Annotated in this window: 18 protein-coding genes and 1 tRNA gene; 1 reads left to right on the forward strand and 18 read right to left on the reverse strand. The window is 74.0% G+C overall.

Annotated features, from left to right (window positions below):
- Positions 1–79 precede the first annotated feature (79 nt).
- Positions 80–1,261, forward strand: coding sequence for a tyrosine-type recombinase/integrase (locus GA0074696_RS20765; RefSeq protein WP_088962644.1), 1,182 nt, complete (start codon positions 80–82; stop codon positions 1,259–1,261).
- A 114-nt stretch (positions 1,262–1,375) separates the two neighbouring features.
- Here GA0074696_RS20765 and GA0074696_RS20770 read toward each other — a convergent pair.
- The 18 genes from GA0074696_RS20770 to recN form a co-directional block, all read right to left on the reverse strand.
- Positions 1,376–1,449 (reverse strand) — tRNA-Pro (locus GA0074696_RS20770).
- 177 nt (positions 1,450–1,626) lie between these two features.
- The gene (gene der, locus GA0074696_RS20775) at positions 1,627–3,033 is read right to left on the reverse strand and encodes a ribosome biogenesis GTPase Der (RefSeq protein WP_088962645.1); all 1,407 of its coding nucleotides are present in this window, start codon (positions 3,031–3,033) and stop codon (positions 1,627–1,629) included.
- Entirely contained in the window at positions 3,030–3,710 is a 681-nt protein-coding gene (gene cmk, locus GA0074696_RS20780; protein WP_088962646.1) for a (d)CMP kinase, read from the reverse strand. Before cmk ends, der begins: the two co-directional genes overlap by 4 nt.
- A gap of 188 nt (positions 3,711–3,898) precedes the next feature.
- Positions 3,899–4,669 carry a pseudouridine synthase gene (locus GA0074696_RS20785; RefSeq protein ID WP_088962647.1) on the reverse strand — a complete coding sequence of 257 codons (771 nt, stop codon included), beginning with the start codon at positions 4,667–4,669 and terminating at the stop codon, positions 3,899–3,901.
- A complete protein-coding gene (gene scpB, locus GA0074696_RS20790; protein WP_088962648.1) occupies positions 4,656–5,600 on the reverse strand; it encodes an SMC-Scp complex subunit ScpB in 945 nt (314 codons plus the stop codon). Before scpB ends, GA0074696_RS20785 begins: the two co-directional genes overlap by 14 nt.
- Positions 5,601–5,605: 5 nt before the next feature.
- Positions 5,606–6,583, reverse strand: coding sequence for a segregation and condensation protein A (locus tag GA0074696_RS20795; RefSeq protein ID WP_088964697.1), 978 nt, complete (start codon positions 6,581–6,583; stop codon positions 5,606–5,608).
- A gap of 53 nt (positions 6,584–6,636) precedes the next feature.
- The gene (locus tag GA0074696_RS20800; RefSeq protein ID WP_088962649.1) at positions 6,637–7,560 is read right to left on the reverse strand and encodes a ParA family protein; all 924 of its coding nucleotides are present in this window, start codon (positions 7,558–7,560) and stop codon (positions 6,637–6,639) included.
- A gap of 190 nt (positions 7,561–7,750) precedes the next feature.
- The gene (locus GA0074696_RS20805) at positions 7,751–8,743 is read right to left on the reverse strand and encodes a site-specific tyrosine recombinase XerD (protein ID WP_088964698.1); all 993 of its coding nucleotides are present in this window, start codon (positions 8,741–8,743) and stop codon (positions 7,751–7,753) included.
- On the reverse strand, positions 8,740–9,855 hold the full coding sequence (ald, locus tag GA0074696_RS20810; protein ID WP_088962650.1) for an alanine dehydrogenase: 1,116 nt from the start codon (positions 9,853–9,855) through the stop codon (positions 8,740–8,742). Before ald ends, GA0074696_RS20805 begins: the two co-directional genes overlap by 4 nt.
- Before the next feature lie 479 nt (positions 9,856–10,334).
- A complete protein-coding gene (locus GA0074696_RS20815; RefSeq protein WP_088962651.1) occupies positions 10,335–10,940 on the reverse strand; it encodes an NUDIX domain-containing protein in 606 nt (201 codons plus the stop codon).
- A complete protein-coding gene (locus GA0074696_RS20820) occupies positions 10,937–12,688 on the reverse strand; it encodes a CTP synthase (protein ID WP_088962652.1) in 1,752 nt (583 codons plus the stop codon). Before GA0074696_RS20820 ends, GA0074696_RS20815 begins: the two co-directional genes overlap by 4 nt.
- 150 nt (positions 12,689–12,838) lie before the next feature.
- Positions 12,839–15,373, reverse strand: coding sequence for a hypothetical protein (locus GA0074696_RS20825; protein ID WP_231925103.1), 2,535 nt, complete (start codon positions 15,371–15,373; stop codon positions 12,839–12,841).
- Positions 15,373–16,539, reverse strand: a complete 1,167-nt coding sequence (locus GA0074696_RS20830; protein WP_088962653.1) for a glycosyltransferase family 4 protein — start codon at positions 16,537–16,539, stop codon at positions 15,373–15,375. Before GA0074696_RS20830 ends, GA0074696_RS20825 begins: the two co-directional genes overlap by 1 nt.
- A gap of 178 nt (positions 16,540–16,717) precedes the next feature.
- Positions 16,718–18,412 carry a murein biosynthesis integral membrane protein MurJ gene (gene murJ / locus GA0074696_RS20835; protein WP_088962654.1) on the reverse strand — a complete coding sequence of 565 codons (1,695 nt, stop codon included), beginning with the start codon at positions 18,410–18,412 and terminating at the stop codon, positions 16,718–16,720.
- A gap of 1 nt (position 18,413) precedes the next feature.
- Entirely contained in the window at positions 18,414–19,274 is an 861-nt protein-coding gene (locus tag GA0074696_RS20840) for a hypothetical protein (protein ID WP_088962655.1), read from the reverse strand.
- 58 nt (positions 19,275–19,332) lie between these two features.
- A complete protein-coding gene (locus tag GA0074696_RS20845) occupies positions 19,333–20,271 on the reverse strand; it encodes a copper transporter (protein WP_088962656.1) in 939 nt (312 codons plus the stop codon).
- Between the two features lie 28 nt (positions 20,272–20,299).
- On the reverse strand, positions 20,300–21,478 hold the full coding sequence (gene steA / locus GA0074696_RS20850) for a putative cytokinetic ring protein SteA (RefSeq protein ID WP_088962657.1): 1,179 nt from the start codon (positions 21,476–21,478) through the stop codon (positions 20,300–20,302).
- 119 nt (positions 21,479–21,597) lie between these two features.
- On the reverse strand, positions 21,598–23,355 hold the full coding sequence (recN, locus tag GA0074696_RS20855; RefSeq protein WP_088962658.1) for a DNA repair protein RecN: 1,758 nt from the start codon (positions 23,353–23,355) through the stop codon (positions 21,598–21,600).
- Positions 23,356–23,376: the final 21 nt, after the last annotated feature.

The raw sequence follows: 23,376 nt of genomic DNA on the forward strand, positions 1-23,376 counted from the left end.
ATTGCATCAAGCTCACCGCCGCTTCAGGCACTGGAGCCACGGCGTTAGCCCATCCCTCCGTGAAAGGAACAGGACCGACGTGAGCACCTCGGACCCGATCAAGAAGGTCACTCTTCGCAGTGGCAAGACCCGCTACCGGTTCGTCATCGACGTCGGGCGTAAGCCGGACGGGCGTCGGGACCAGCGGACCTACACCTTCGACACAAGGAAGGAAGCGAAGGCGGAGTACGCCCGGATCAAGCATGAGAGCGACCGAGGCAAGTACGTCAAACCCGGCAAGATCACCGTTGACGAGTTCCTCGACGAGTGGTTGACGTCCGCCACCCGCGATGTCGAGAAGGCCACCGCCGCCAACTACCGCGATGCGCTGCTGCCGGTCCGCGCCCGCCTTGGCAGCAAGCCACTCCAGGACGTCACCGAGGCCGACATCGAGGCTCTGATCGACTGGATGCTGACGGAGGGCCGGCGACGCGGCGGCAAGCCGGGAACAGGGCTGGGTGTCCGATCGGTGCGCCTGACGCTCGGCCGGCTCCGGACCGCGCTGAACGTCGCGGTTCGGCGTCAGCTCGTGGTCCGCAACGTCGCCGCGTTCGTGACTATCCCCAGGGCGGCGGCGAAGGCCGCCGCAGACGCGCGGGCGGACCGCAAACCCTGGACACAGGAGGAGGTGAAGACCTTCCTGACGGGAATCACGCGCGAGCGCCTCTACGCACCCTGCCTGCTGTCGCTGATGGGCCTGCGGCCGGCCGAGGTGTGTGGGCTGCGCTGGTCCGATGTCGACTTCGAGGCCGGCACGATCGCGGCCGGAGACAACACCCGGACGCTCGTCGACGGTGAGATCGAGGAGAAGGAGGCCAAGTCGGCGGCCGGCAAACGCGGCCTACCGATGCCCACGACAGTCACGAAGGCCCTGAAGGCATTCCAGACGCTGCAGAAGAAGGAACGCCTGAAGGCCGGCGATGCCTACGTCGACAGCGGCTACGTCCTGGTCAACGAACTCGGCCAGCCGCAGCGTACCGACTGGTTCCGCCGCCGGGTGTACGACCTCATGGCCAAGGTAGGAGTTCGCAAGGTCCGGCCCTACGACGCGCGGCATGCCTGCCTCACCTACCTCGCCGGCGCCGGGGTGCCCGACGTCGTGCTGGCGGCTTGGGCCGGTCACGCAGACGGTGGCACGCTCGCCAAGCGGGTCTACGTCCACCCGGACAGCAGCCACCTCAAGGTGGCGGCCGAGCACCTCGAATCAGGGCTGTTCGGGTGACTTCTGACGCCCAGATTTCAGCAGTACGCGCGTACGTGATGAATTGTGAGACGGAACAGCAAGAAGGCCTCGACCCACCGAAGTGAATCAAGGCCCCGACCTGCTGTTTTACTGTCGGGACGGCCGGATTCGAACCGACGACCCCTTGACCCCCAGTCAAGTGCGCTACCAAGCTGCGCCACGTCCCGATGCCCCCGCGCGGTCTCCCCCGCGGCAGCCGGTACAGCTTAGCGCAGGATCTTCGCACCACGCGCACAGGCCCCTCCCGCGTCGCGGCGTCCCACGCCACTCCCCCTAGAGCGTCCTAGGAAAGAGAACGCCGGGTGGAGCAGCGAGGCTCCACCCGGCGATCGGGACGGTACGGGTCAGCCGTGCGCCTTGCCGCGGCCGCCGGGGCCGAGCTTCTTGCGCGGGCGTACCGAGATCTCCACCGGGCTGCCCTCGAAGCCGAACTCCTCGCGCAGCTTGCGCTCGACGAAGCGCTGGTAGCCGGCGTCCAGCGGCGCGGTGGTGAAGAGCACGAAGCGCGGCGGCGCCACGCCTGCCTGGGTGGCGAAGAGGATCTTCGGTGCCCGACCACCGCGCACCGGGTGCGGGGTGGCCTGGACCAGCGCGGTCAGCCACTGGTTGAGCTGCGCGGTCGGGACCCGGGTCTCCCAGCTCGCCAGCGCCTTGCGCAGCGCCGGCGCGAGCTTGTCCACCGCGCGGCCGGTCTGGGCGGACAGGTTCAGCCGGATCGCCCAGGGGATGCGGCGCAGCTCCCGGTCGATCTCCTTGTCCAGGTAGTACCGGCGGTCGGCGTCGACCAGGTCCCACTTGTTGAAGGCGATGACCAGGGCCCGCCCGGCCTCGGTGACCATGGACAGGATCCGCTGGTCCTGCTCGCTGATCGGCTCGCTGGCGTCGAGCAGCACCACCGCCACCTCGGCCGCCTCGATGGCCGAGGCGGTCCGCAGGCTGGCGTAGTACTCGGTGCCGCTGGCCTTGCCGACCCGCTTGCGCAGGCCCGCGGTGTCCACCAGTTGCCAGACGTCGCCGCCGATCTCGACCAGGCTGTCGACCGGGTCGACGGTGGTGCCGGCGACCGCGTCGACCACCGCCCGCTCCTCGCCGGAGAACCGGTTGAGCAGGCTGGACTTGCCGACGTTGGGACGGCCGACGAGCGCCACGCGGCGCGGGCCGCGGGGCCGGTTCTCGATGATCTTCGGCGCCTCGGGCAGGGCCTCCATGATGGCGTCGAGCAGCTCACCGGAACCCCGACCGTGCAGCGCGGAGACCGGGTAGGGCTCACCGAGGCCGAGCGACCAGAGTGAGGTCGCCTCCATCTCGATGGCGGTGTTGTCGGTCTTGTTCGCCACCAGGATGACCGGCTTGGCGCTGCGCCGCAGCATCTTCACCGCGGCCTCGTCCACATCGGTCGAGCCGACCATCGCGTCGACCACGAAGACCACCACGTCGGCGGTGGCCACGGCCGTCTCGGCCTGCGCGGCGATCGCCGCGGCCCGGTCCTTGGCGTCCGGCTCCCAGCCGCCGGTGTCCACCACGGTGAACGCCCGGCCGGTCCACTGCGCGTCGTAGGGCACCCGGTCCCGGGTGACCCCGGGGACGTCCTCCACGACCGCCTGGCGGCGGCCGATGATCCGGTTGACCAGCGTCGACTTGCCCACGTTGGGGCGGCCGACCACGGCCACCACCGGCTGCGGACCCGACGGCTCCTCGATGTCGAGGTCCGGTTCGCGCAGCTCCACCCAGCCGCCGTTGTCCTCGCTCATGCGACCCCCCGTTCGGTGAGGAGGTCGCGCAGCCGGGCGACGACCTCGTCGATGCCCAGCTCGGTGGTGTCCAGCACCACCGCGTCCGGGGCCTGCTGCAGCGGGTTGACCTTGCGGGTCGAGTCGAGCTGGTCCCGGCGGGCCAGGTCGGCGGCGGTCGCCGCGACGTCGACCGCGTCCTCGGCGCTGCGCCGGTGGGCGCGGGCCGCCTCGGAGGCGGTCAGGTAGACCTTCAGGTCGGCGTCGGGGGCCACCACCGAGCCGATGTCGCGGCCCTCGACCACGATCCGGCCGGCGTTGGTGATCATCTGGCGCTGCCGGGCGACGAGCAGTTCCCGCACCGCCGGCACGGCGGCCACGGCGGAGACCGCAGCGGTCACCTCGGGGCCACGGATCTCCTTGTCGACGTTCACGCCGTCGGCGGTCACGCCGTACCCCTGGGGGTCGGTGCCGATGCGCAGGTCGACCTCGCCGGCGACCTTGGCCACCGACTCGACGTCGGTCAGGTCGATCCCGGAGCGCAGCACCGCCCAGGTGATCGCCCGGTACATGGCCCCCGTGTCGAGGTAGCGGGCACCGAGGCCGGCGGCGAGCCGCCGCGAGACGGTGGACTTACCCGAACCGGACGGCCCGTCCACAGCGACCACGCAGCGCCCGGCCCGTACGTTTTCCTCCACCGTTGTCCTCCTATAGCCCGTACCTCGCGGGTCGCCGGTGTCTCCGGCGCCGTTGAGCGGTTGTCCATCGTCAATCATGCCCGCGCCTCGCGGGTGGCCGCGCGCGCCACCGGCGGGGGCGACCCGCGCCACCCGCCGGCCCATCGGCCGCGACGAAGCCTACCGGCACCGATACCCGGTTCGCCGGGTCAGTCACCCACGGCCTTGAACAGGGCGGCGACTTCGGCGTTGGTCAACCGCCGGATCCGCCCGGTACGCAGGTCCCCCAGCCGGATCGGCCCGATCGCGGTACGCACCAGCCGGGACACCGGGTGCCCCACCTCGGCCAGCAACCGCCGCACGATGTGCTTGCGCCCCTCGTGCAGGGAGAGCTCCACCTGGGCGGTCTTGCCCAGGGTGTCCACCACCTTGAACGAGTCGACCTTGACCGGCCCGTCCTCCAGCTCCACCCCGGCCATCAGCCGCTTGCCCAGGTTGCGCGGGATCGGCCCGGCCACCTCGGCGAGGTAGGTCTTGAGCACCTCGTACGACGGGTGCATGAGCTTGTGGGCGAGGGTGCCGTCGTTGGTGAGCAGCAGCAGCCCCTCGCTGTCGGCATCGAGCCGCCCGACGTGGTAGACCCGCTGCTCCAGCCGGTTACCGATGAAGTCGGCGAGCTCGTTGCGTCCCTTCTCGTCCGCCATGGTGGTAACCACCCCGCGCGGCTTGTTCATCGCCACGTAGACCAGGCGGTTGTTGGCCTGGAGGCGCTCGCCGTCGACGTGGATCACGGCGGTGGCGGGGTCGACCTTGTCGCCGAGCTGGGCGACCCGGCCGTTCACGGTCACCCGGCGCCGGAAGATCAGGTCCTCGCAGGCACGTCGGGAGCCCACGCCGGCGGCGGCGAGCACCTTCTGCAGGCGCTCGGCCCCCTCGTACACGGGGGCGTCGGTCTTCGGGGCACGGTCATCGCGTCGCATCGGCAAGCTCTTCTACGTCGTCGGGGAGGAACGGGGCGAGCGGCGGGAGGTCGTCCACCGAGTTCAGCCCCAGTTTCTCCAGGAACATCGTGGTGGTCCGGTAGAGGAACGCCCCGCTGTCCGGTTCGGTGCCGCACTCCTCGACCAGCCCGCGGGAGACCAGCGTACGGATGACCCCGTCGCAGTTCACACCCCGGATGGCCGAGATCCGCGAACGGGTGACCGGCTGCTTGTAGGCGATCACCGCGAGCGTCTCCAGCGCGGCCTGGGTCAGCCGTACCGACTGCCCGTCAAGTACGAACCGTTCCACGTAGGTGGCGTATTCCGGCCGGGTGTAGAGACGCCAGCCACCGGCCGCCCGGCGCAGCTCGAAACCGTGCCCGGCCGCGGTGTAGCCGGCGGCGATCTCGTCCAGCATCGGCCCGACCCGCTCGGCGGGCTGCTCCAGCACCTGGGCCAGGGTCAACTCGCTGACCGGCTCGTCCACCACCAGCAGGATGGCCTCCAGCGCGCCCCGCAGCTCCGCGTCGTCCAACACCGGCGCCGGCTCCGGCGCGGGCGTCGCCCGCCGCCGGGGTCCCGGCTGTTTCCCGGGTACGCGGGCAGCCGCGCCCTCCCCCGCCGGCTCGTCGGTGCCGCCGGTCGGCGCGGGGTCGGCCGTGGAAGCAGTCTCCTCGGCCGGGTGCGACTGTCCCGTCGGCTCCGCGCCGGACGTCGCGGCGTTCTCCTCGCCGTGGGGTTCGGGAAGGTCCGGCTTCCCCGGCGACCGGGTCCCGTCATCGTCGGCGACGGCGGTCGGCGCGGCCGGCTCGTCGGACGGCTCCGACGGCTCGGCCGGCGGGGTGGGGCGCGGCGGGGTGGGGCGCTCCCAGGGTGGGACCCAGGCCGCCGCCTGGTCGGCCAGGGAGTCCCGGCGCTCCTCGTCGCTCATCCCGCTCACTCCTCCGTCGTACCCGTGGTGTCCGCGTCCGCCGGCTCGGCCGGCGCTTCCGGCGCGGCGCCGTCGGGTTCCGCCGCTTCCGCCGAGCCGGCGTACTCGTCGATGTGCAGTTCGGTGTCGCCGTCGGCGGGGCCGGTCCACCGCACCGTCAACTCCTCCAGCGCCTGGTCCTGCACGAAGGAGACCAGCCCCTCCCGGTACAGCTCCAGCAGCGCCAGGAACCGGGCCACCACCTCCAGGGTGATCTCGCAGTCGGCGCAGAGCAGCGAGAAGGTGGCGGTTCCGGCGCGGCGCAGCCGCTCGGTGAGGATCGCCGCGTGCTCCCGGACGCTGACCCGCACCATGTGCACGTGCGCGATGGAGACCTCGGGCGTGGGCTTCGGAGTCATCGCCCGGATCGCGAGCTTGAGCAGCCGCTCCGGGCCGATGCCGAGGACCAGGTCGGGCAGCGCCTCGGCGTACCGGGGCTCCAGGGTGACCGCGCGGGGATAGCGCCGGCCGCCCACCGCCTCCAGCTCGGCGATGTGCGCCGCCGCCTCCTTGTACGCCTTGTACTGCAACAGCCGGGCGAAGAGCAGGTCCCGCGCCTCCAGCAGGGCCAGGTCCTCCTCGTCCTCGACCTCGGCGGCGGGCAGCAGCCGGGCCGCCTTCAGGTCGAGCAGGGTGGCCGCGATGAGCAGGAACTCGCTCGCCTCGTCCAGGTCCCACTGGTCGCCCATCGCCCGGATGTACGCGATGAACTCGTCGGTGACCTTGTGCAGCGCCACCTCGGTGACGTCGAGCTTGTGCTTGCCGATCAGTTGCAGCAGCAGGTCGAACGGTCCGGTGAAGTTCGCCAGCCGGACGGTGAAGCCGGCGCTCTCCGCGGCCTGCGGCACGCCGGCCGGGTCCGTGGCCACCTCCGCGGCGGCCTCGGCGGCCAGCACGGGCGGCTGCTCCGGGGTCGTCGGCGGGTCCAGGGGCGGCGCGGTCACCGGACGACCGTAGTCCACGCCTCGGGTGCACCGGCGGCAAGGTGCACCTCGACCTACCGGTCGGCCTGGGCGGCGATCACCTCACGGGCCAGCTGCCGGTAGTTGCGCGCTCCGGAGGAGGCCGGGTCGAGGGTGGTGATCGGCGCACCGGCCACCGTGGACTCCGGGAACTTCACCGTCTTGGTGATGACCGTCTGGTAGACCTTGTCGCCGAACGCCTCGACCACCCGCTGGAGCACCTGCCGGCAGTGGGTGGTGCGGCTGTCGTACATGGTGGCGAGGATGCCTTCGAGCTCCAGGTCGAAGTTGAGCCGCTCGCGCACCTTGTCGATGGTGTCCAGCAGCAGCGCCACCCCGCGCAGGCTGAAGAACTCGCACTCCAGCGGGATGAGCACGCCGTGCGCCACGGTGAGCGCGTTGATCGCCAGCAGGCCCAGCGAGGGCTGGCAGTCGATCAGGATGTAGTCGTACTCCTTGCGCACGTTGCGCAGCACCCGGGCCAGGGCCATCTCCCGGGCTACCTCGTTGACCAGCTGGATCTCCGCGGCGGAGAGGTCGATGTTGGCGGGCAGGATGTGCAGCCCGGCGACGTCGGTCTTGATCAGGACGTCCTCGGCGGCGACGTCGTCCTGCATCAGCAGGTTGTAGACCGACAGGTCGAGGTTGTGCGGGTTGACCCCCAGCCCGACCGAGAGCGCGCCCTGCGGGTCGAAGTCGACCAGCAGCACCTTGCGGCCGTACTCGGCGAGCGCGGCACCCAGGTTGATGGTCGTCGTGGTCTTCCCGACGCCACCCTTCTGGTTGGCCATCGCGATGATCCGCGCCGGCCCGTGCCGGTCCGTGGGCATCGGCTCCGGGATCGGCTTGCGCATCGTGTAGGCGGCCGGGTCCGCCGGACCCAGGCCCGCGCCGAGCGACGCCTGCTGCTCGCGGAGCTCCGACGTCCAGGCGTCGGCACGGTCACCGTTGCCAGCCATGTCCTCGTTGCCCCCTCCCGACGACCACCCGGCGTCGGAGCCGTCCGACGTCCTGCGCGGCGCCGCTGCGCACCCCGGATGTCGCCCCAGGAGGTCCGCGCCGATGCCGACTGTACGCCACTCACCAGCAGCGCGTTCGGTACCGGTCCGGCGTGTCGGCGTCCCGCCCGACCGACCCGTGGGGCCCGGGTCAGCCGCGGGCGCGGGGATGCGCGGTGGCGTACACCTCGCGCAGCCGCTCCACGGTGACCAACGTGTACACCTGGGTGGTCGTCACCGAGGCGTGGCCGAGCAGTTCCTGCACCACCCGCACGTCGGCGCCGCCGTCGAGCAGGTGGGTGGCGTACGAGTGGCGCAGGGTGTGCGGGGACACCGCGTTCGGCCCGTGCACCGGCAGCGCGGCGCGCTCGGCAGCGCGGCGCAGAATCGTCCAGGCGCCCTGCCGGGTCAGCGTGCCGCCGCGGGCGTTGACGAAGACCGCCGGGGTGCCCCGCCCGGCCGCGACCAGCGCGGGCCGGGCCCGCACCAGCCAGGCGCGCAGCGCCTCGACGGCGTACCCGCCGATCGGGACCAGCCGGGTGCGCCCGCCCTTGCCGCGCAGCAGCGCGGTGCCCTCGTCGACGTCGAGGTCGTCCACGGCCGCGCCGACCGCCTCGGAGATCCGCGCGCCGGTGCCGTAGAGGAACTCCAGCAGCGCCCGGTCGCGCAGCGCGAGGGCCGCGCCGTCGCCGGCGGCGGTCACCGCGCCGGCGGTCTCCAGCAGCCGGACCACGTCGTCGACCGGCAGCGCCCGGGGCAGCCGGCGGGGCGGCGTGGGCGGCCGGACGTCCCGGCTGGGGTCGGCGCCGGCCAACCCCTCGCGCAGCGCGAAGCGGTGCAGCCCGCGCACGGCGGAGGCCGCCCGGGCCGCCGAGGAGACCGCCAGCGGCGGGTGGCCGTCGTCCCCGGCCCGCAGCCGGGCCAGGTGCGCCTCGACCTGCCCCGGGCCGACGGCGGCCAGGTCGGTCACGCCGGCGGCCGCCAGGGTGTCGAGGTACCGCTCCAGGTCCCGACGGTACGAGGCGAACGTGTTCGCCGACAGGCCACGTTCGACGGTCAGGTGGTCGAGGTAGCCGCGGACGGCACGGCGCAGGGCCGGCGCGGGCGTGACGCCCGCGCCGGCGGTGTTCGGTGCAGCGGTCAGGCCAGCACCTCGGCCAGCGGCAGGGTCGCCATGCCGTGCGCCTCGGCGACCGGGCCGTAGACGACCTGGCCGTCGTGGGTGTTCAGGCCCAGCGCCAGGGCCGGGTCGCGGCGCAGCGCCTCGCGCCAGCCCTGGTTGGCCAGCTCCAGCGCGTACGGCAGGGTGACGTTGGTCAGCGCGTAGGTGCTGGTGTTCGGCACCGCGCCGGGCATGTTCGCCACGCAGTAGAAGATCGACTCGTGCACCTTGTAGACCGGGTCGGCGTGCGTGGTGGGACGCGAGTCCTCGAAGCAGCCGCCCTGGTCGATGGCGATGTCGACGAGCACGCTGCCCGGCTTCATCCGGGAGACCAGCTCGTTGGAGATCAGCTTCGGGGCCTTCGCGCCCGGGACGAGGACCGCGCCGATGACCAGGTCCGCGTCGACCACGGCCCGCTCGATCTCGTACGCGTTGGAGGCGACGGTCTGCAGGTGGCCCCGGTAGATGGCGTCGGCCTGGCGCAGCCGGGCGACGTTCTTGTCCAGCAGCAGCACCTCGGACTGCAGGCCCAGGGCGATCGCCGCGGCGTTCAGGCCGGAGACACCGGCGCCGATGACCACGGTCTTGGCCGCGTACACGCCGGAGACGCCGCCGGGAAGCACGCCCCGGCCACCGCCGGTGCGCATCATGTAGAAGGCGCCCACCTGCGGGGCGAGCCGGCCGGCCACCTCGGACATCGGGGCGAGCAGCGGCAGCGACCGGTCGGGCATCTCGACGGTCTCGTACGCGATGCCGGTGACCTTCCGGTCGACCAGCGCGTCGGTGCACTCCTTGGAGGCGGCCAGGTGCAGGTAGGTGAAGAGCACCTGCCCCTCGCGCATGCGGTGGTACTCCTCCGCGACCGGCTCCTTGACCTTGAGCACCAGATCCGCGGTGTCCCACACCTCGTCGGCGGTGCCCAGGATCTTGGCGCCGGCCGCGGCGAACTCGTCGTCGCTGATGGTCGACCCGACACCGGCGCCGGACTCGACGAAGACCTCGTGACCGTGGCGGGTGAACTCGTTGACGCCCGCCGGCGTGATCGCCACGCGGTACTCGTGGTTCTTGACCTCGCGTGGGATTCCGACCTTCACGATGCAGACACCTCTCTTCGGGGCAGCTCACCCCCGACTGCTCGGCCCCGCGACGGCCCCATTGCCGGCGCGGTCGACCGGTCCCGCCGGCGGCAGTCTAGGCGCGGGAGCACCCTCCGGGGCCCAGCACAGTGACATCCGGTGCCCGATCCGCCTGACGATGTGTCAGGCGTGCGGGCCCGCTCCCCCGCTCGGCGTTCGCCCTCATCGTCGCACCGTGCGACGGGTACCGCCGGGCGGAACCCGCAGGCGACACGCCCGGTGTCCACGCCGCCGCGCTCGGTGCCCGCCGGCCTGCGCCCCGGTGCCCGTCACAGCGGTCACCCCCGGAACCGGACGCCGACGATCCGAGGGGCCGACCGACTGCCACCACGGCCCGACGCAGGCACCCGGTGCGCGACGTGATGGAGAGCGGCAGGAGGGGCAGAGACGCGGAAGGGCCGCGCGGCGAACCGCGCGGCCCTTCGAGGGCGTAGCCGTCAGCGGGGCAGCGGGGCGTCGGCCCGGCGCAGCACCGACCAGCCGGCGTCGCGGGCCCGGGCAGCGGCGAGCAGCCCGGCCACGCACGGACCGTTGGTGATCTCCCCGGCCAGCACCATGCCGACCGCCTCGTCCAGGTCGAGCCGGACGATCTGGATGTCGGCCTCCTCGTCGCGGCGCTCGTGCCGCGCCTCGGCCGGCACGTCGGCGAGGTCGCGGGCGAGGAAGACCCGGACCACCTCGTCGGAGAAGCCCGGCGAGGTGTGCACGTCGACCAGCAGGTCGAGCGTGCCGGCGGTCAGGTCGGCCTCCTCGGCCAGCTCGCGGGCGGCGGCCGCGGGCAGCGGCTCGCCGTCGACGTCCATCAGCCCGGCGGGCAACTCCCAGAGGTGCCGCCCCACCGGCTGCCGGTACTGCCGGACGAGCACCACCTGGCCGGCGTCGTCGAGGGCCACCACGGCGACCGCGCCGACGTGCCGGACGTAGTCCCGCTTCGCGGTGCCGCCGCCGGGCATGGTCACCTCGTCGGTGACCACCGAGAAGATCCGGCCCTGGAAGCGCTCCTGGCGGTCCCGCAGCTCGTAGCGGTGCTCGACGGCGCTCACGAGGCGGACGCCGCCTTCGCCGTCGCGCCGTTGCGGGAGGCCTTCTTCGCCGACGGGGCCTCCGCCACCGCGTCCAGGTCCACCGGCAGCTGGTCGGCCTCCGAGTACGCCACGGCCGCCTTCACGAACGCCGCGAACAGCGGGTGCGGGCGGGTCGGGCGGCTCTTCACCTCGGGGTGCGCCTGGGTGGCCACGAAGAACGGGTGCAGGCCGCGGTCCAGCTCGATGAACTCGACCAGCCGGCCGTCCGGCGAGGTGCCGGAGATGTGCAGGCCGGCCTTGGTGAGCTGGTCGCGGTAGGCGTTGTTCACCTCGTAGCGGTGTCGGTGCCGCTCGCTGACCTCGGTGCTGCCGTACGCCTCGGCGACGAGCGAGCCCTCGGCCAGCGTCGCCGGGTACGCCCCGAGCCGCATGGTGCCGCCCAGGTCGCCCTTGCCGGCGACGATGTCCTCCTGGTCGGCCATGGTGGCGATGACCGGGTGCGTGGCCTCCTCGTCGAACTCCAGCGAGTTGGCGCCGTCCAGGCCGGCCAGGTGCCGGGCCACCTCGATGGTCATGCACTGCAGGCCGAGGCAGAGGCCGAGCAGCGGGATGCCGTTCTCGCGGGCGTACCGGGCGGTGCCGATCTTGCCCTCGATGCCGCGCACGCCGAAGCCGCCCGGGATGACGATGCCGTCCGCGCCGGCCAGGGCCGCCGCGGCGCCGGCCGGGGTGACGCAGTCGTCGCTGGGCACCCAGCGCAGCTGTACCCGGGCCTTGTGGCCGAACCCGGCGGCCCGGATCGCCTCGCTCACCGACAGGTACGCGTCGGGCAGGTCGACGTACTTGCCGACCACCGCGACGGTCACCGTGTGGCGCGGCTGGTGCACCCGGTCCAGCAGGTCGTCCCAGCTGGTCCAGTCGACGTCGCGGAAGGAGAGGCCGAGCCGGCGCACCACGTACGCGTCGAGGCCCTCGCGGTGCAGCACCTTCGGGATGTCGTAGATGCTCGGCGCGTCCGGGGCGGCGACGACCGCCTCCCGGTCCACGTCGCAGTAGAGCGAGAGCTTCTCCTTGAGCTTCTCCGGGATCTCCCGGTCGCAGCGCAGCACGATCGCGTCGGGCTGGATGCCGATGCTGCGCAGCTGGGCCACCGAGTGCTGGGTCGGCTTCGTCTTCAGCTCGCCCGAGGGCGCCAGGTACGGCACCAGCGAGACGTGCAGGTAGAAGCAGTTGTCCCGGCCCAGGTCGTGGCGGACCTGGCGGATCGCCTCCAGGAACGGCAGCGACTCGATGTCGCCCACGGTGCCGCCGACCTCGGTGATCACCACGTCCGGGATCTGGCCGTCGCCGTTCGGGTCGGCCATGCCGAGGATCCGGGACTTGATCTCGTTGGTGATGTGCGGGATCACCTGGACGGTGTCGCCCAGGTACTCGCCGCGCCGCTCCTTGGCGATCACGTCGGAGTAGATCTGGCCGGTGGTGACGTTCGCCTTGCCGGACAGGTCCCGGTCGAGGAAGCGCTCGTAGTGCCCGACGTCGAGGTCGGTCTCGGCGCCGTCCTCGGTGATGAAGACCTCACCGTGCTGGAACGGGTTCATCGTCCCCGGGTCGACGTTGAGGTACGGGTCGAGCTTCTGCATCACCACGCGCAGCCCGCGCGCGGTGAGCAGATTGCCGAGGCTGGAGGCGGTGAGGCCCTTACCCAGCGAGGAGGCGACGCCCCCGGTGACGAAAATGTGCCTGGTCGTCCGTGCTGAAGGGGCCAAGGCCTGCTCCCGTGTCGTCCGTAGCGGTCGTGCGAACCGCCGTGCCGATCAGCAAAGTGATCACGCGATCCACGGGATTCCACGGTAACACCTCTCCGGCCCGGGGCGGGCGTCGCACCCACCCCGGCCGGCGTCGGAGTCCGCAGCGGGTCAACCCGACGTGACCTCGGTCGATGTCGGGGTGGCCGACTCCGGGGCCCGCGCGGCGGGCACGCCGGCACCGCGGGCACCGCCCGCTCCCGCCGCCCGCTCGCCCGCGTTCCGCACACCACCGCCGTCGCGGTCGTCGCCGTCGTCCCCGTCACCGTCCTCGCTGTCGGCGGTGTCGCCGCCGTCACCGGCCGCGCTGTCGGCGGTGCCGGCGGTGTCGCCGGGCGCCGCACTCCGGTCGCCGGGGCCGCCCTCGACGCCGGCCGGGGCCGCGTCCTCGGCCGGGGCCGCGTCCTGGGTACCCGCGCCGTCGGGCGGCGGGCGGTTGGCGCGCGGGTGCTCGTCGGCCGCGGTGGTGCTGCCCCCGCCCGGTCCGCCGTCCGGCGCGTCCCCGGCGGGCGGACCGGCCGGTCCGTCGCCGCGCTGCCGGCCGGTGCCCGGCTGGGTACGGTCGGTGGAGTGGTCGAGCACCCGCAGCGAGGCCAGCGCCGCCATCGGCACCACCAGCGCGGCGGCCGCCCCGGCCACGTCCAGGGCCGAGCCGCCGAGCAGCCCGCCGATCACCGCCGCCACGGCGGTGCCGGCCATCGCCGCCCGGATCGCCGGGTAGATGCCGAACAGCCGCATCAGCCCGCCCCAGGGCTGGAGCAGGGCGAACCAGACCAGCAGGGCGCCGACCACGGCGAGCAGGGTCAGCGGGCTGTTCACCAGGGTCTCGAAGTTGGCGGTGCTGGAGCGGTGCACCGTCAACCCGCCCGTGCCGTCGCCGAGGGCGGCGAGGAACCGCCCGACGCTGCCCCGCTCCTCCGCCGGCCGGCGCAGGTCCACCACGGCGTACCCGATGGTCAGCGCCAGGCCCGCCATGGTGGCCCAGACCAGCCGGCTGACGGTGAGCCAGCCGCCGGTGGAGATCGCCGCGGCGACCGCCACCCCGGCGGTCAGCGCGACCGCGCCGATCGGGTCGGAGCCGAGGTACGGGCTGCCGACCACCACCGCGGCCGTCCCACCGACCGTCACCACCACCATCGGCCGCCACGCCCGGCGGAACCGCTGGGCGAGCCAACCGGCGCTGAGCAGCGCGCCGGCGAGGAACACCCCGAGGCCCACCGTGCCCAGCCCGGAGAACCGGCCGCCCTCCAGCGCCGAGTAGCCGACCACGCCGTTGAGCTGCAACCGGGCTCCGCTGAGCACGTCCGCGCCGACCACGAGGGTGGCCAGCCCGGCGACCGCGCCGAGCGGGCCGAGGGTGCGGTCGTAGCCGGGTGTGAAGCGCACCAGGGCGGTGGCCGCGACGATCAGGGCCACGGTCACCAGGGCGAACCACCAGCCGGCGTGGTCCACCCGCCACCAGGGCACCGCGTCGGCGAGCAGCGCGGCCGGCACCGCCAGCGCGGCGGCGATGAGCAGCAGTTCCACGGTCGCCACCACCCGGCGGGAGATCGGCGGCGGGCTGTGCGGGCCGGCGAGCCGGCGAGCCCGGCGCAGCAGCGGCAGCACCGTCACGTAGAGCGCCACCTGCGCCAGGGCGAGCAGGGCGAAGAACCAGCCGGCCACCCTCCGCTGGACGCCGGCCTCCCGGTCGGCGTCCGCCGGGGCGGCGATCGCGGCAGCCAGGTCGTCCGGCCGGCCGTCGACGCGGATCGCCGGGCGGCCGAGGAAGAGCCGCTCGGGTATCGGCCGGCCGAGCGCGGCGAGCGCGGTCGGGGCCAGGTCGACCAGTTGCAGGTAGCCCTCCCGGCCGGTGCTGGCGGAGGTGAGCAGGCCGCCCTCCCAGCCCGGGCCGTCGGCCACGGCCACGTGCAGCCGGGACGGCGTCTCGGTGTCGGAGACCCCGGCCACCATCACCAGCGAGCGGGGCGGCCGGGCGGCGAGCACCCTGGCCAGCGCCGCGTCGACCCGGCGGGCCTCGGCGGCCCGGGTCGCCGGGTCGTCGCCGGCCACCGTGCCCAGGTCGACGATGCTCAGCACGCAGGAGCCGAGCAGGCCGGCGGGGTCGTCGGGGAGCTTCGGCGCGTACCGGTCGACCCGGCCGAAGGGGCGGGCGGCGGCGACGGCGGCGCCGGGACCGATCGCCACCGAGCAGCGCACCGACTCCGACAGCGAGCCGGGCACCGCCCCCCAGGGCAGCCGTTCCTGGTTGTGCAGGACGACGCTTTCCTGGTCGGGCAGGTTCGCGCCGATCCGGTCCGGCTGCTCGATGGTCACGCCGACCGGCGGGCAGGCATCCTGCTGCCGGCTGCCGTTCCAGGCCGCGTAGCTGCCCGCGCCCAGGGTGAGCCAACCGTCCACCGGGCAGGTGGGGCGGTGCGCGGAGCGGGTGGAGAGCGAGCCGATCGAGCCCTGCTGGGCCATCCGCCACAGCGTCGGGGTGGTCTGCGGGTCGACGTCGTCCCAGCGCAGCCCGGCCACGCCGGCGAGCACCACGAAATCGGCGGTGCGCCGGGGCGCGCCGGTCTCCGGGCGGGCCGCCAGGGCGGTCACGCCGAGCACCACCACGAGCAGGGTGAGCAGGACCGGGGTGAGTCTGCGCAGCATCAGCGGCGTCCCGTCGATCCGGTGTCCGCGCCGGGCGCGGCCGGCCCGGCGGCGTCCGGACCGAGCTCGGCGTAGAGGTCGAGCAGCGCGGCCACGGTGTCCTCCTCGGTCGGCCAGGTCGCCGCGCGGGCGGCGCCGCGCCGGGCCAGGTCGGCGCGGAGGCTCTCGTCGTCCAGCAGCGCGCGCACCGCCGCGTCGACCGCGTCGACGTCCCCCGCCGGCACCAGCACCGCGGCGTCGCCGACCAGCTCCGGCAGGCCGCCCACGGCGGTCGCCACCAGCGGTACGCCGGCCCGCAGCGCCTCCTGCGCGAACAGCTGCCGGGCCTCCCAGTCGCTGGTGACCACCGCCAGGTCACAGCCGGCGAGCAGGTCCGCCACGTCGGTGCGGTGGCCGAGCAGGGTCACCGGCGCCCGGGCGGCGGAGATCCGGGCGGCCAGTTGCAGGTACGCCGGTCCGCTGCCGGCGATCACGACGGCCGGCGGTGGGGTCCGGGTACGCCAGCGGGCCGCGGCGTCGACCAGCACGTCGTACCGCTTCTGCGGGTGCAGCCGGCCGACGGAGAGCACCAGCGACTGGCCCGGTACGACGCCGAACTCGGCGCGCACGGCGGCGCGCCGGCGACGCGGGGCGGGCAGGGTGGGTGCGGCGACCGGGGCGAGCCGGGCGTCGGCGGCGCCCAGCGCGGCGGCCCGCTCGACCAGGTCGGCCGAGGCGCCGAGCGCGACCCGGCCGGAGCGGGCCACGGCCCGCTCGGCCAGCCGCGAGAGCTGCCCGCGCACCCCGCCGGCGAGCACCGCGTTGTGCCAGGTGACCACGACCGGCGCGGCCGGCCGGGCGAGCGTGGCGACCAGACCGGCGCGCAGCCCGTGGGCGTGCACGACGCGTACCGTCTCGGCGGCCAGGGTCCGGCGCAGCGCGGACACGGCCCGCGCGTCGGCCGGGGTGGGGCTGGCCGGGATCTCCACCGGGGCGAAGCGCGCCCCGACGGCGGTGAAGTCGAACTGGTCCTGGGTGGCGGCGGGCCCGCACACCAGCACGGAGACGCCGACCTCGGTGAGGCCGCGGGCCACCGAGCGGACGTGCTGCCCGACCCCGCCGGTGCTGGAGGCGAGCAGCAGGACGACCGTGCCCTGCCAGCGCGGCGCCGAGGAAGCGTCGGTCATCGGTGCTCACCTTCCGTTCGCGACTGCGGGGCTCGCAGGCCCGGCTCACTCCTCGCGCTCACCGCGACGACTTCCGTTCGCGACTGCGGGGCTCGCAGGCCCGGCTCACTCCTCGCGCTCACCGCGACATCTTCCGTTCGCGACTGCGGGGCTCGCAGGCCCGGCTCACTCCTCGCGCTCACCGGGACACCGTCTCCTTCCCGTCATCCCGTTCCGGCCGGCCGCCCTCCTGCGCCGGGCCGGGCGGCCCCGAGCCGCGCCGTCGCGGGCGGAGCCGGCGGGCCACGCCGCCGAGCAGCGGCCGGACGTCCGGCCGGTCGGCCAGGTAGGCGACGCCGAGGAACACCACGCCCACCACGGCCCCGGACAGCATGCCCTGAACGAGTGCCTCCGGTGTCGTCGGGGTGCCGTCGGCGAGGTCGGCGAGCCACCGGGCGGTGAGCGCGCCGGCGGGCGCGGCGAGCGCGGCGGCGAGCACGCCGGCGGTGGCGGCGCGACCCGCGCCGGTCAGGGCCGCCCGGCCGGCCGAGCGGGCCACCGCGGCCAGCAGCAGGCCGCCGAGGAGCAGCATTCCCAGCGAGTTGGCCAGGGTCACGGCCAGCACCCGGTCGCGCAGCGGCAGCGCCGCCCCCAGCAGCAGCGCGGCGGCCGGCACCGACAGCCAGCCGAGTGCGGTGGCCCAGGTCGCAGTCCGGGTCTCGCCCCGGGCGTAGAGGGCGCGGGTGAGCACCGCGAAGAGGCCGTAGCCGAGCAGCCCGGGGGCGAACCCGGCGATCGCGGCGGCGGCGGCCGGCGCGGTCTGCGCCGGGAAGAAGAAGTACCCGATGGGCGTCGCCACGCCGACCAGGGCGGCGGCGCCGAGGCTGCTGAAGATCAGCACGCCCCGCACGGCGGGGGCGAGGGTCCGCCGGTAGGCGTCCTCGTCGGCGGCGGCCCGGGCCGCGGCCAGCGTCGGGTACGCGGCGACCGCCAGCGGCACCGCGAGCACCGCCCAGGGCAGCAGGTAGACGGTCTGGGCGAGGTTGTACACGCCGGGGTTGGTCGCCGCGCCGTAGGTGACCTGGTTGAGGCTGACGATCAGCGCGATCTGCTGGGTGGTGACGGTCACCGCGCCGGCCACCGCCAGCCCACCGACCCGGGCCCGGGCGTCGGCCGGGAAGCCGTACCCGGGGCGCAGCCGCAGGTCGAGGCGGCGCAGCGGGACCAGCAGCGACAGCGACAGCACCACCACCCCGGCGGTGGTGCCACCGGCCAGGATCAGCTCCCCCGCGCTACTGACCTCGGCGACGGTGGCCAGCCGCCCCTCGACGGCGGTGAACGCGAGGTAGACCGTGATCACGGTGACGCTGCTGAGCAGCGGAGCGATCACCGGCCAGGCGAACCGCCGGTGCGCCTGGAGCACGCCGGTCAACACGATGCCGATGCCGTAGAGCGGCAGCTGCGGCGCGAACAACCGCAGCATCCGCTCGCCGCTGTGCTGCTGGGCGACGCTCAGACCGTCGCCGAGCAGTCCGACGATCGGCCCGGCGGCCAGCGCCACCAGCACCGCGAGGGGCACCAGCAGAGTGACCGTCCAGGTGAGCAGCGCGCCGGTGGTGGCGGCCACCGCCCGCCGGTCGCCGGCCGCGACCGCGCCGGCCAGCAGCGGTACGACCAGGCTGGCCAGCGCCCCACCGGCGACGATCTCGAAGATGAAGTTGGGTACGGCGTTGGCCACCACGTACGCGCCGCCGAGGTCGGTCGGGGCCAGCGTCCAGGTGAACACGGCGGTACGACCGAAGCCGGCCAGGCGGCTGACCACGGTGAGGACGGCGATGAGGGCGGCCGCCCCGGCCACACGGCCGGCGCCGGCGAGGGGTGCCGGTCTGGTCACGTCAGCCGGATCGCCGACCCAGGGCGTCGAGTTCGCGCAGGCCGGGGGTGCGCTGGATGACAGCCGTGAAGCTGACCTTCTCGCTGGCCGCGGTGAGCCCGGCGAGCACGGCCAGGATCCCGGCCCGGCCGACCGGCCCGGTCCGGGCGGCCAGCGCCACGCCGAGCACCGCGCCGAGGGCGTTGGCGCCGCTGTCGCCGACCATCACCCGCTCGTCGAGGTCCTCGCCGAGCAGCCCACCGGCGGCGCCGACCGCGCCGGCGGCGATACCACCGTGCGGGCCCCCGGTCAGCGGGGCGCCGAGCAGCAGGCCGGACTTGAGGGCCCGGCCGGGACGCAGGTCGAGCAGGTTGAGCAGGTTGGCGGTGCCGGCCACCACCCCGGCGCCGAGGAGCAGGTCGACCGCGCGGGCGAGGGGGCGCTGGCCCGCGCGCCGGGCGGCGACGCGGGGGTCGGCGGCGAGCAGGACGGCCGCGCCGAACCCGGCGGCGCCCACCCCGAGCACCTTGACCGTGCCGGCGGTGACCCGACCCTCGCGCAACGCGGCCAGGTGGCCGGCGAAGCCCTTCGCGGTCTTCTGCTCGGGCCGCCCGCCCACCACGTCGTCGTAGAGCCCGACCGCGCCCGCGCCGAGGCCGGCCACCAGGGCCGCCGCGCCGGCGGGGATGCTGGTGGCGCCGAACGCGCCGGCCCCCGCCGCGCCGACCGCGAGGGCCGGGCCGGCCGCCAGGGTGACGGTACGGCCGCGGAAGTTGGTCCGCTCCAGCGCCGGGCCGGGCGGGGCGGTACGGATCTCGCGCAGCGCGTACCGGACGGTGGCGGCGCCGACGGCGGCGGCCAGCAGCCGCCCCAGCCCGTTCACGCGGCCCTGCCGGATGCGACGGTCGGGTGGACTCCGGTCACCGGGGTACGTCGTTCGCTCACTGGGGCAGTCTAGGCAGCAGGGACGCGGCGTTGTCGCCGACGCCGTACTGGCCGGCCTTCTTTTCGGTGAGCTGCTGCACCAGCGCGAGGCTGGTGACCAGCTGACCCTGCACGGTGTTGGCGTTGTCGACGGTGGAGATGGTCTGGGCGAGCACCGGGTCGCCCCGGACGATCGCGACCAGGTTGCCGCCGGCCGAGCCGTTGCCGCCGACCACGATCGAGCCGGTCCGGTCGAACTGCTCGGCGACCTTCACCACCGACTCGTCCTTCTTGGCGGAGTCCTTGTCCACGTACGGCTGCCCGCTGACCAGCACCACGGCCTCGGCCGACCCGGTGACCTTCTGCTCCGTGGTCAGGTAGCCGGCGTTGGAGTACGAGTTCAACACCGCCCGCCGGTCGGCGTCGGTCACGGCGGCGGTGCCCTGGGCCCGGTCGAGCAGCACGCTGGCCAGCAGGGCGCTGGACGTCTCCACCCCGTTGCCGTTGCCGGGCAGCGCGGAGGCGGGCGCGGTGGGCCGCGCGGCGGTCACCGCCAGCTCCATCAGGTTGGTGTTGTTGTCCGGGTTGATGAACTTGTCCTGCAGGTCCACCCGGCCGGTCACGTCGGCCCCGGCGAGTTCGAGCATCTTCAGCACGCCCTCGGTGTGGTCCCGGCCGGTGGGCAGGCTCAGCACCAGCACCCGCTTGCCGGTGAGCTTGCCCGGCAGGACGACCTGCGCCAGTTGGGCGGCGAAGTCCTCCTCGAGCTCCAGCTCCTTCTGCATGTTGTTGACCGATTGACGCATCTGCTGGTTGTCCTTGCGCAGCGCGTTGACGTTCTCCTTGAGCGAGTCCGCCACGGGGCCGTTCAGGGCGGCCGTGCCGACCACCAGGCCGATGGCCAACGCCAGGAAGACCGCGGTCAGGGACACCACGTGGTACCGGAAGTTGATCACGCTTGCAGCCTCTTGATCGGTCGGGGAGCTAGAAGAGCTGGCCGAGCTGGAACACGAAATTGTCCCACCACTCCGAGACCACGCCCAAATACGCCTTCCCGACGGTGGAGACCGCCACCGCGGAAGCCATCGCGGCGACCGCCGAGAGGACCAGCAGCAGCAGCGACGAGCCCGAGATGCTCTGCCGGTAGAGCCGGCTCACGCCCTTGGCGTCGACCAGCTTGCCGCCGACCTTGAGCCGGGTGAGGAAGGTCGAGGCCATGCCGCCGCGGCCCTTGTCCAGGAACTCCACCAGCGTGGCATGGGTGCCGACGGCGACCAGCAGCGAGGCACCCTTCTCGTCGGCCAGCAGCATCGCGAGGTCCTCGCTGGTGGCGGCGGCGGGGAAGGTGATCGCCGGCACGCCGAGCCCGTTGACCCGGGCCAGGCCGGGCGCCCGCCCGTCCGGGTAGGCGTGCACGATCACTTCGGCGCCGCAGCGCAGCACGTCGTCGGTGACCGAGTCCATGTCGCCGATGATCATGTCGGGGGTGTACCCCGCCTCGACCAGCGCGTCCGCCCCGCCGTCCACGCCGATCAGCACCGGCTTGAACTCCCGGATGTACGGGCGCAGCACGTCCAGGTCGTCCTTGTAGTCGTAGCCGCGGACCACGATCAGGCAGTGCCGGCCCTGGACCTGGGTCTGGATGTCCGGTACGCCCACCCCGTCGAGCAGCAGGTCGCGTTCCTGCCGCAGGTAGTCCATGGTGTTGGCGGCGAACGCCTCGAGCTGGACCGACAGCCCCTCCCGGGCGTCGGCCATCGCCTTGGCCACCGTCTCGGCGTCCTGCAGCTCCCCGTGGGCGACCGGCTCGTCGCCGACGTAGACGGTGTTGCCCTCGATCCGGATCGTGTCGCCCTCGCGGATCCGCTCGAAGACCCCCTCGCCCAGGTCGTCCAGGAGCGGGATGCCGGCGCCCACCAGCACCTCGGGGCCGAGGTTGGGGTAGCGCCCGGAGACCGACGGCTTGGCGTTGAGCACCGCGGCGACGCCGACGGCGACCAGCGAGTCGGCCGCCACCCGGTCCAGGTCGACGTGGTCGATCACCGCGATGTCACCGGGGCGGAGCCGGCCGACCAGCCGTTTGGTCCGGCGATCGAGACGTGCGGTGCCGAGGACTGAGCCCGGTTCCGCGTTCCGGGTCCGGCGCAACGTGGGTAGACGCATCGTGACCATCCTGGCATGTGAGGCAGGCTTTTCTGTCGCGACATGCCTGAGCAGGGCCGCCTACCCAGGGAAGCACACCGGAGCGCAGGCCGGTGTGCTTGCGCTCACAATAGCGACGGTCAGGGCCGCCTTTCCTTGGCCGCCACCGCCAGGAGTTCCTCCGCATGCGCGATACCCAGGTCGGAATCCGGCAAACCCGCGAGCATCCGGGCCAGCTCCCGGGCCCGCTCGGTGTCCTCCACCACACGCACCCCGCTGGTGGTCACCGCTCCCCCGGTGTCCTTCGCCACCACCAGGTGCCGGTCGGCGAAGGCGGCCACCTGCGGCAGGTGGGTGACCACCAGCACCTGGTGGCTGCGGGCCAGCCGGGCCAGCCGGCGGCCGATCTCCACCGCCGCCTGGCCGCCGACGCCGGCGTCCACCTCGTCGAAGACCAGCGTAGGCGGGCCGCCGGAGCCGGCGAAGACCACCTCGATGGCGAGCATCACCCGGGACAGCTCGCCGCCGGAGGCGCCGCGCTGCAGCGGCAGCGAGGGCGCGCCCGGGTGGGCCAGCAGCCGCAACTCGACCTCGTCGGCGCCGTCGGGGCCGATGCCGGCCTCGACGCCGTTGACCGTGAGGCTCGGCTCGGCCCGGCCCACCGGCCGGGAGACCACGGCCACGTCGATCCGGGCGTGCGGCATGGCCAGCCCGGCCAGCTCGACGGTGACCTGCTCGGCGAAGCGGGTCGCCGCCTCCTGGCGGGAGGTGGACACCCGGCCGGCCAGCTCGGCCACCTCGCCGGCGAGCCGGGTGGCCTCGCGGTCCAGCTCGTCGAGCAGCTCGTCGGAGCTGTCCAGGTCGGACAGTCGGGTGCGGGCCCGCTCGGCCCAGGCGATCACCCCGTCGACGTCGTCGGCGTACTTGCGGGTCAGCGCGCGCAGCGCGGCCCGCCGCTCGTAGATGACCTGCAACCGGGCCGGGTCCGCGTCCAGCGCCGCCAGGTACGTCGACAGCTCGGCGGAGACGTCGGCCACCAGGGTCGCCGCCTCCTCCAGCCGGACCGCCAGCTCGCCAAGGGCCGGGTCGGTGCCGGCCTGCGCCTCGAGGGTGCGCCGGGCGGTGCCGAGCAGCGCCGTGGCGTCGGGCGTCTCGTCGGCGGCCTCCGCGCCACCGGCGACGCACTGGTGGGCGAGCTGGGCCGCGGTGCGCAGCCCCTCGGCGTGCTCCAGCCGCTGCGCCTCGGCCTTCAGTTCGTCGTCCTCGCCGGGCTGCGGGTCGACCCGGGTGATCTCGTCCAGGCCCAGCCGCAGCAGGTCGGCCTCCTGGTTGCGGGCGCGGGCGTTGCGCCGGCGGTCGGCCAGGTCGTCCACCACGTGCCGCCACCGGCCGTACGCCTCGCGCAGCGCGTCGAGCAGCTTCTCGTGCTCCGGCCCGGCGAACCGGTCCAGCGCGGCGCGCTGCTCGGCCGGACGCAGCAGGCGCAGCTGATCGGACTGGCCGTGCACCGCCACCACCTGCTCGCCGACCTCGCCGAGCATCGACACCGGCATGCTCCGCCCGCCCAGGTGGGCCCGGGACCGACCCTCGACGGTGACCGTGCGGCTCAGCAGCAGCGAGCCGTCCTCGTCGGGCTCGCCGCCGGCGTCGACGATCCGGGCGTGCACCGCGTCGGCGAGCCGGCCACCGAGGCGCAGCCGCCCCTCCACCACCGCCCGGCCGGGCTGAGCCCGGACCCGCCCGGCGTCGGCCCGACCACCGAAGAGGAGGCCGAGGCCGGTCACCACCATGGTCTTGCCGGCACCGGTCTCGCCGGTGATGACGTTCATCCCGCCGGTCAACGGCAGCGTGGTGTCCTCGATGACGCCCAGTCCGGTGATGCGCAGCTCTTCCAGCACAGCAACCGACAGTAGACGCGG

The sequence above is a fragment of the Micromonospora purpureochromogenes genome, assembly GCF_900091515.1.
Lineage (GTDB): Bacteria > Actinomycetota > Actinomycetes > Mycobacteriales > Micromonosporaceae > Micromonospora > Micromonospora purpureochromogenes.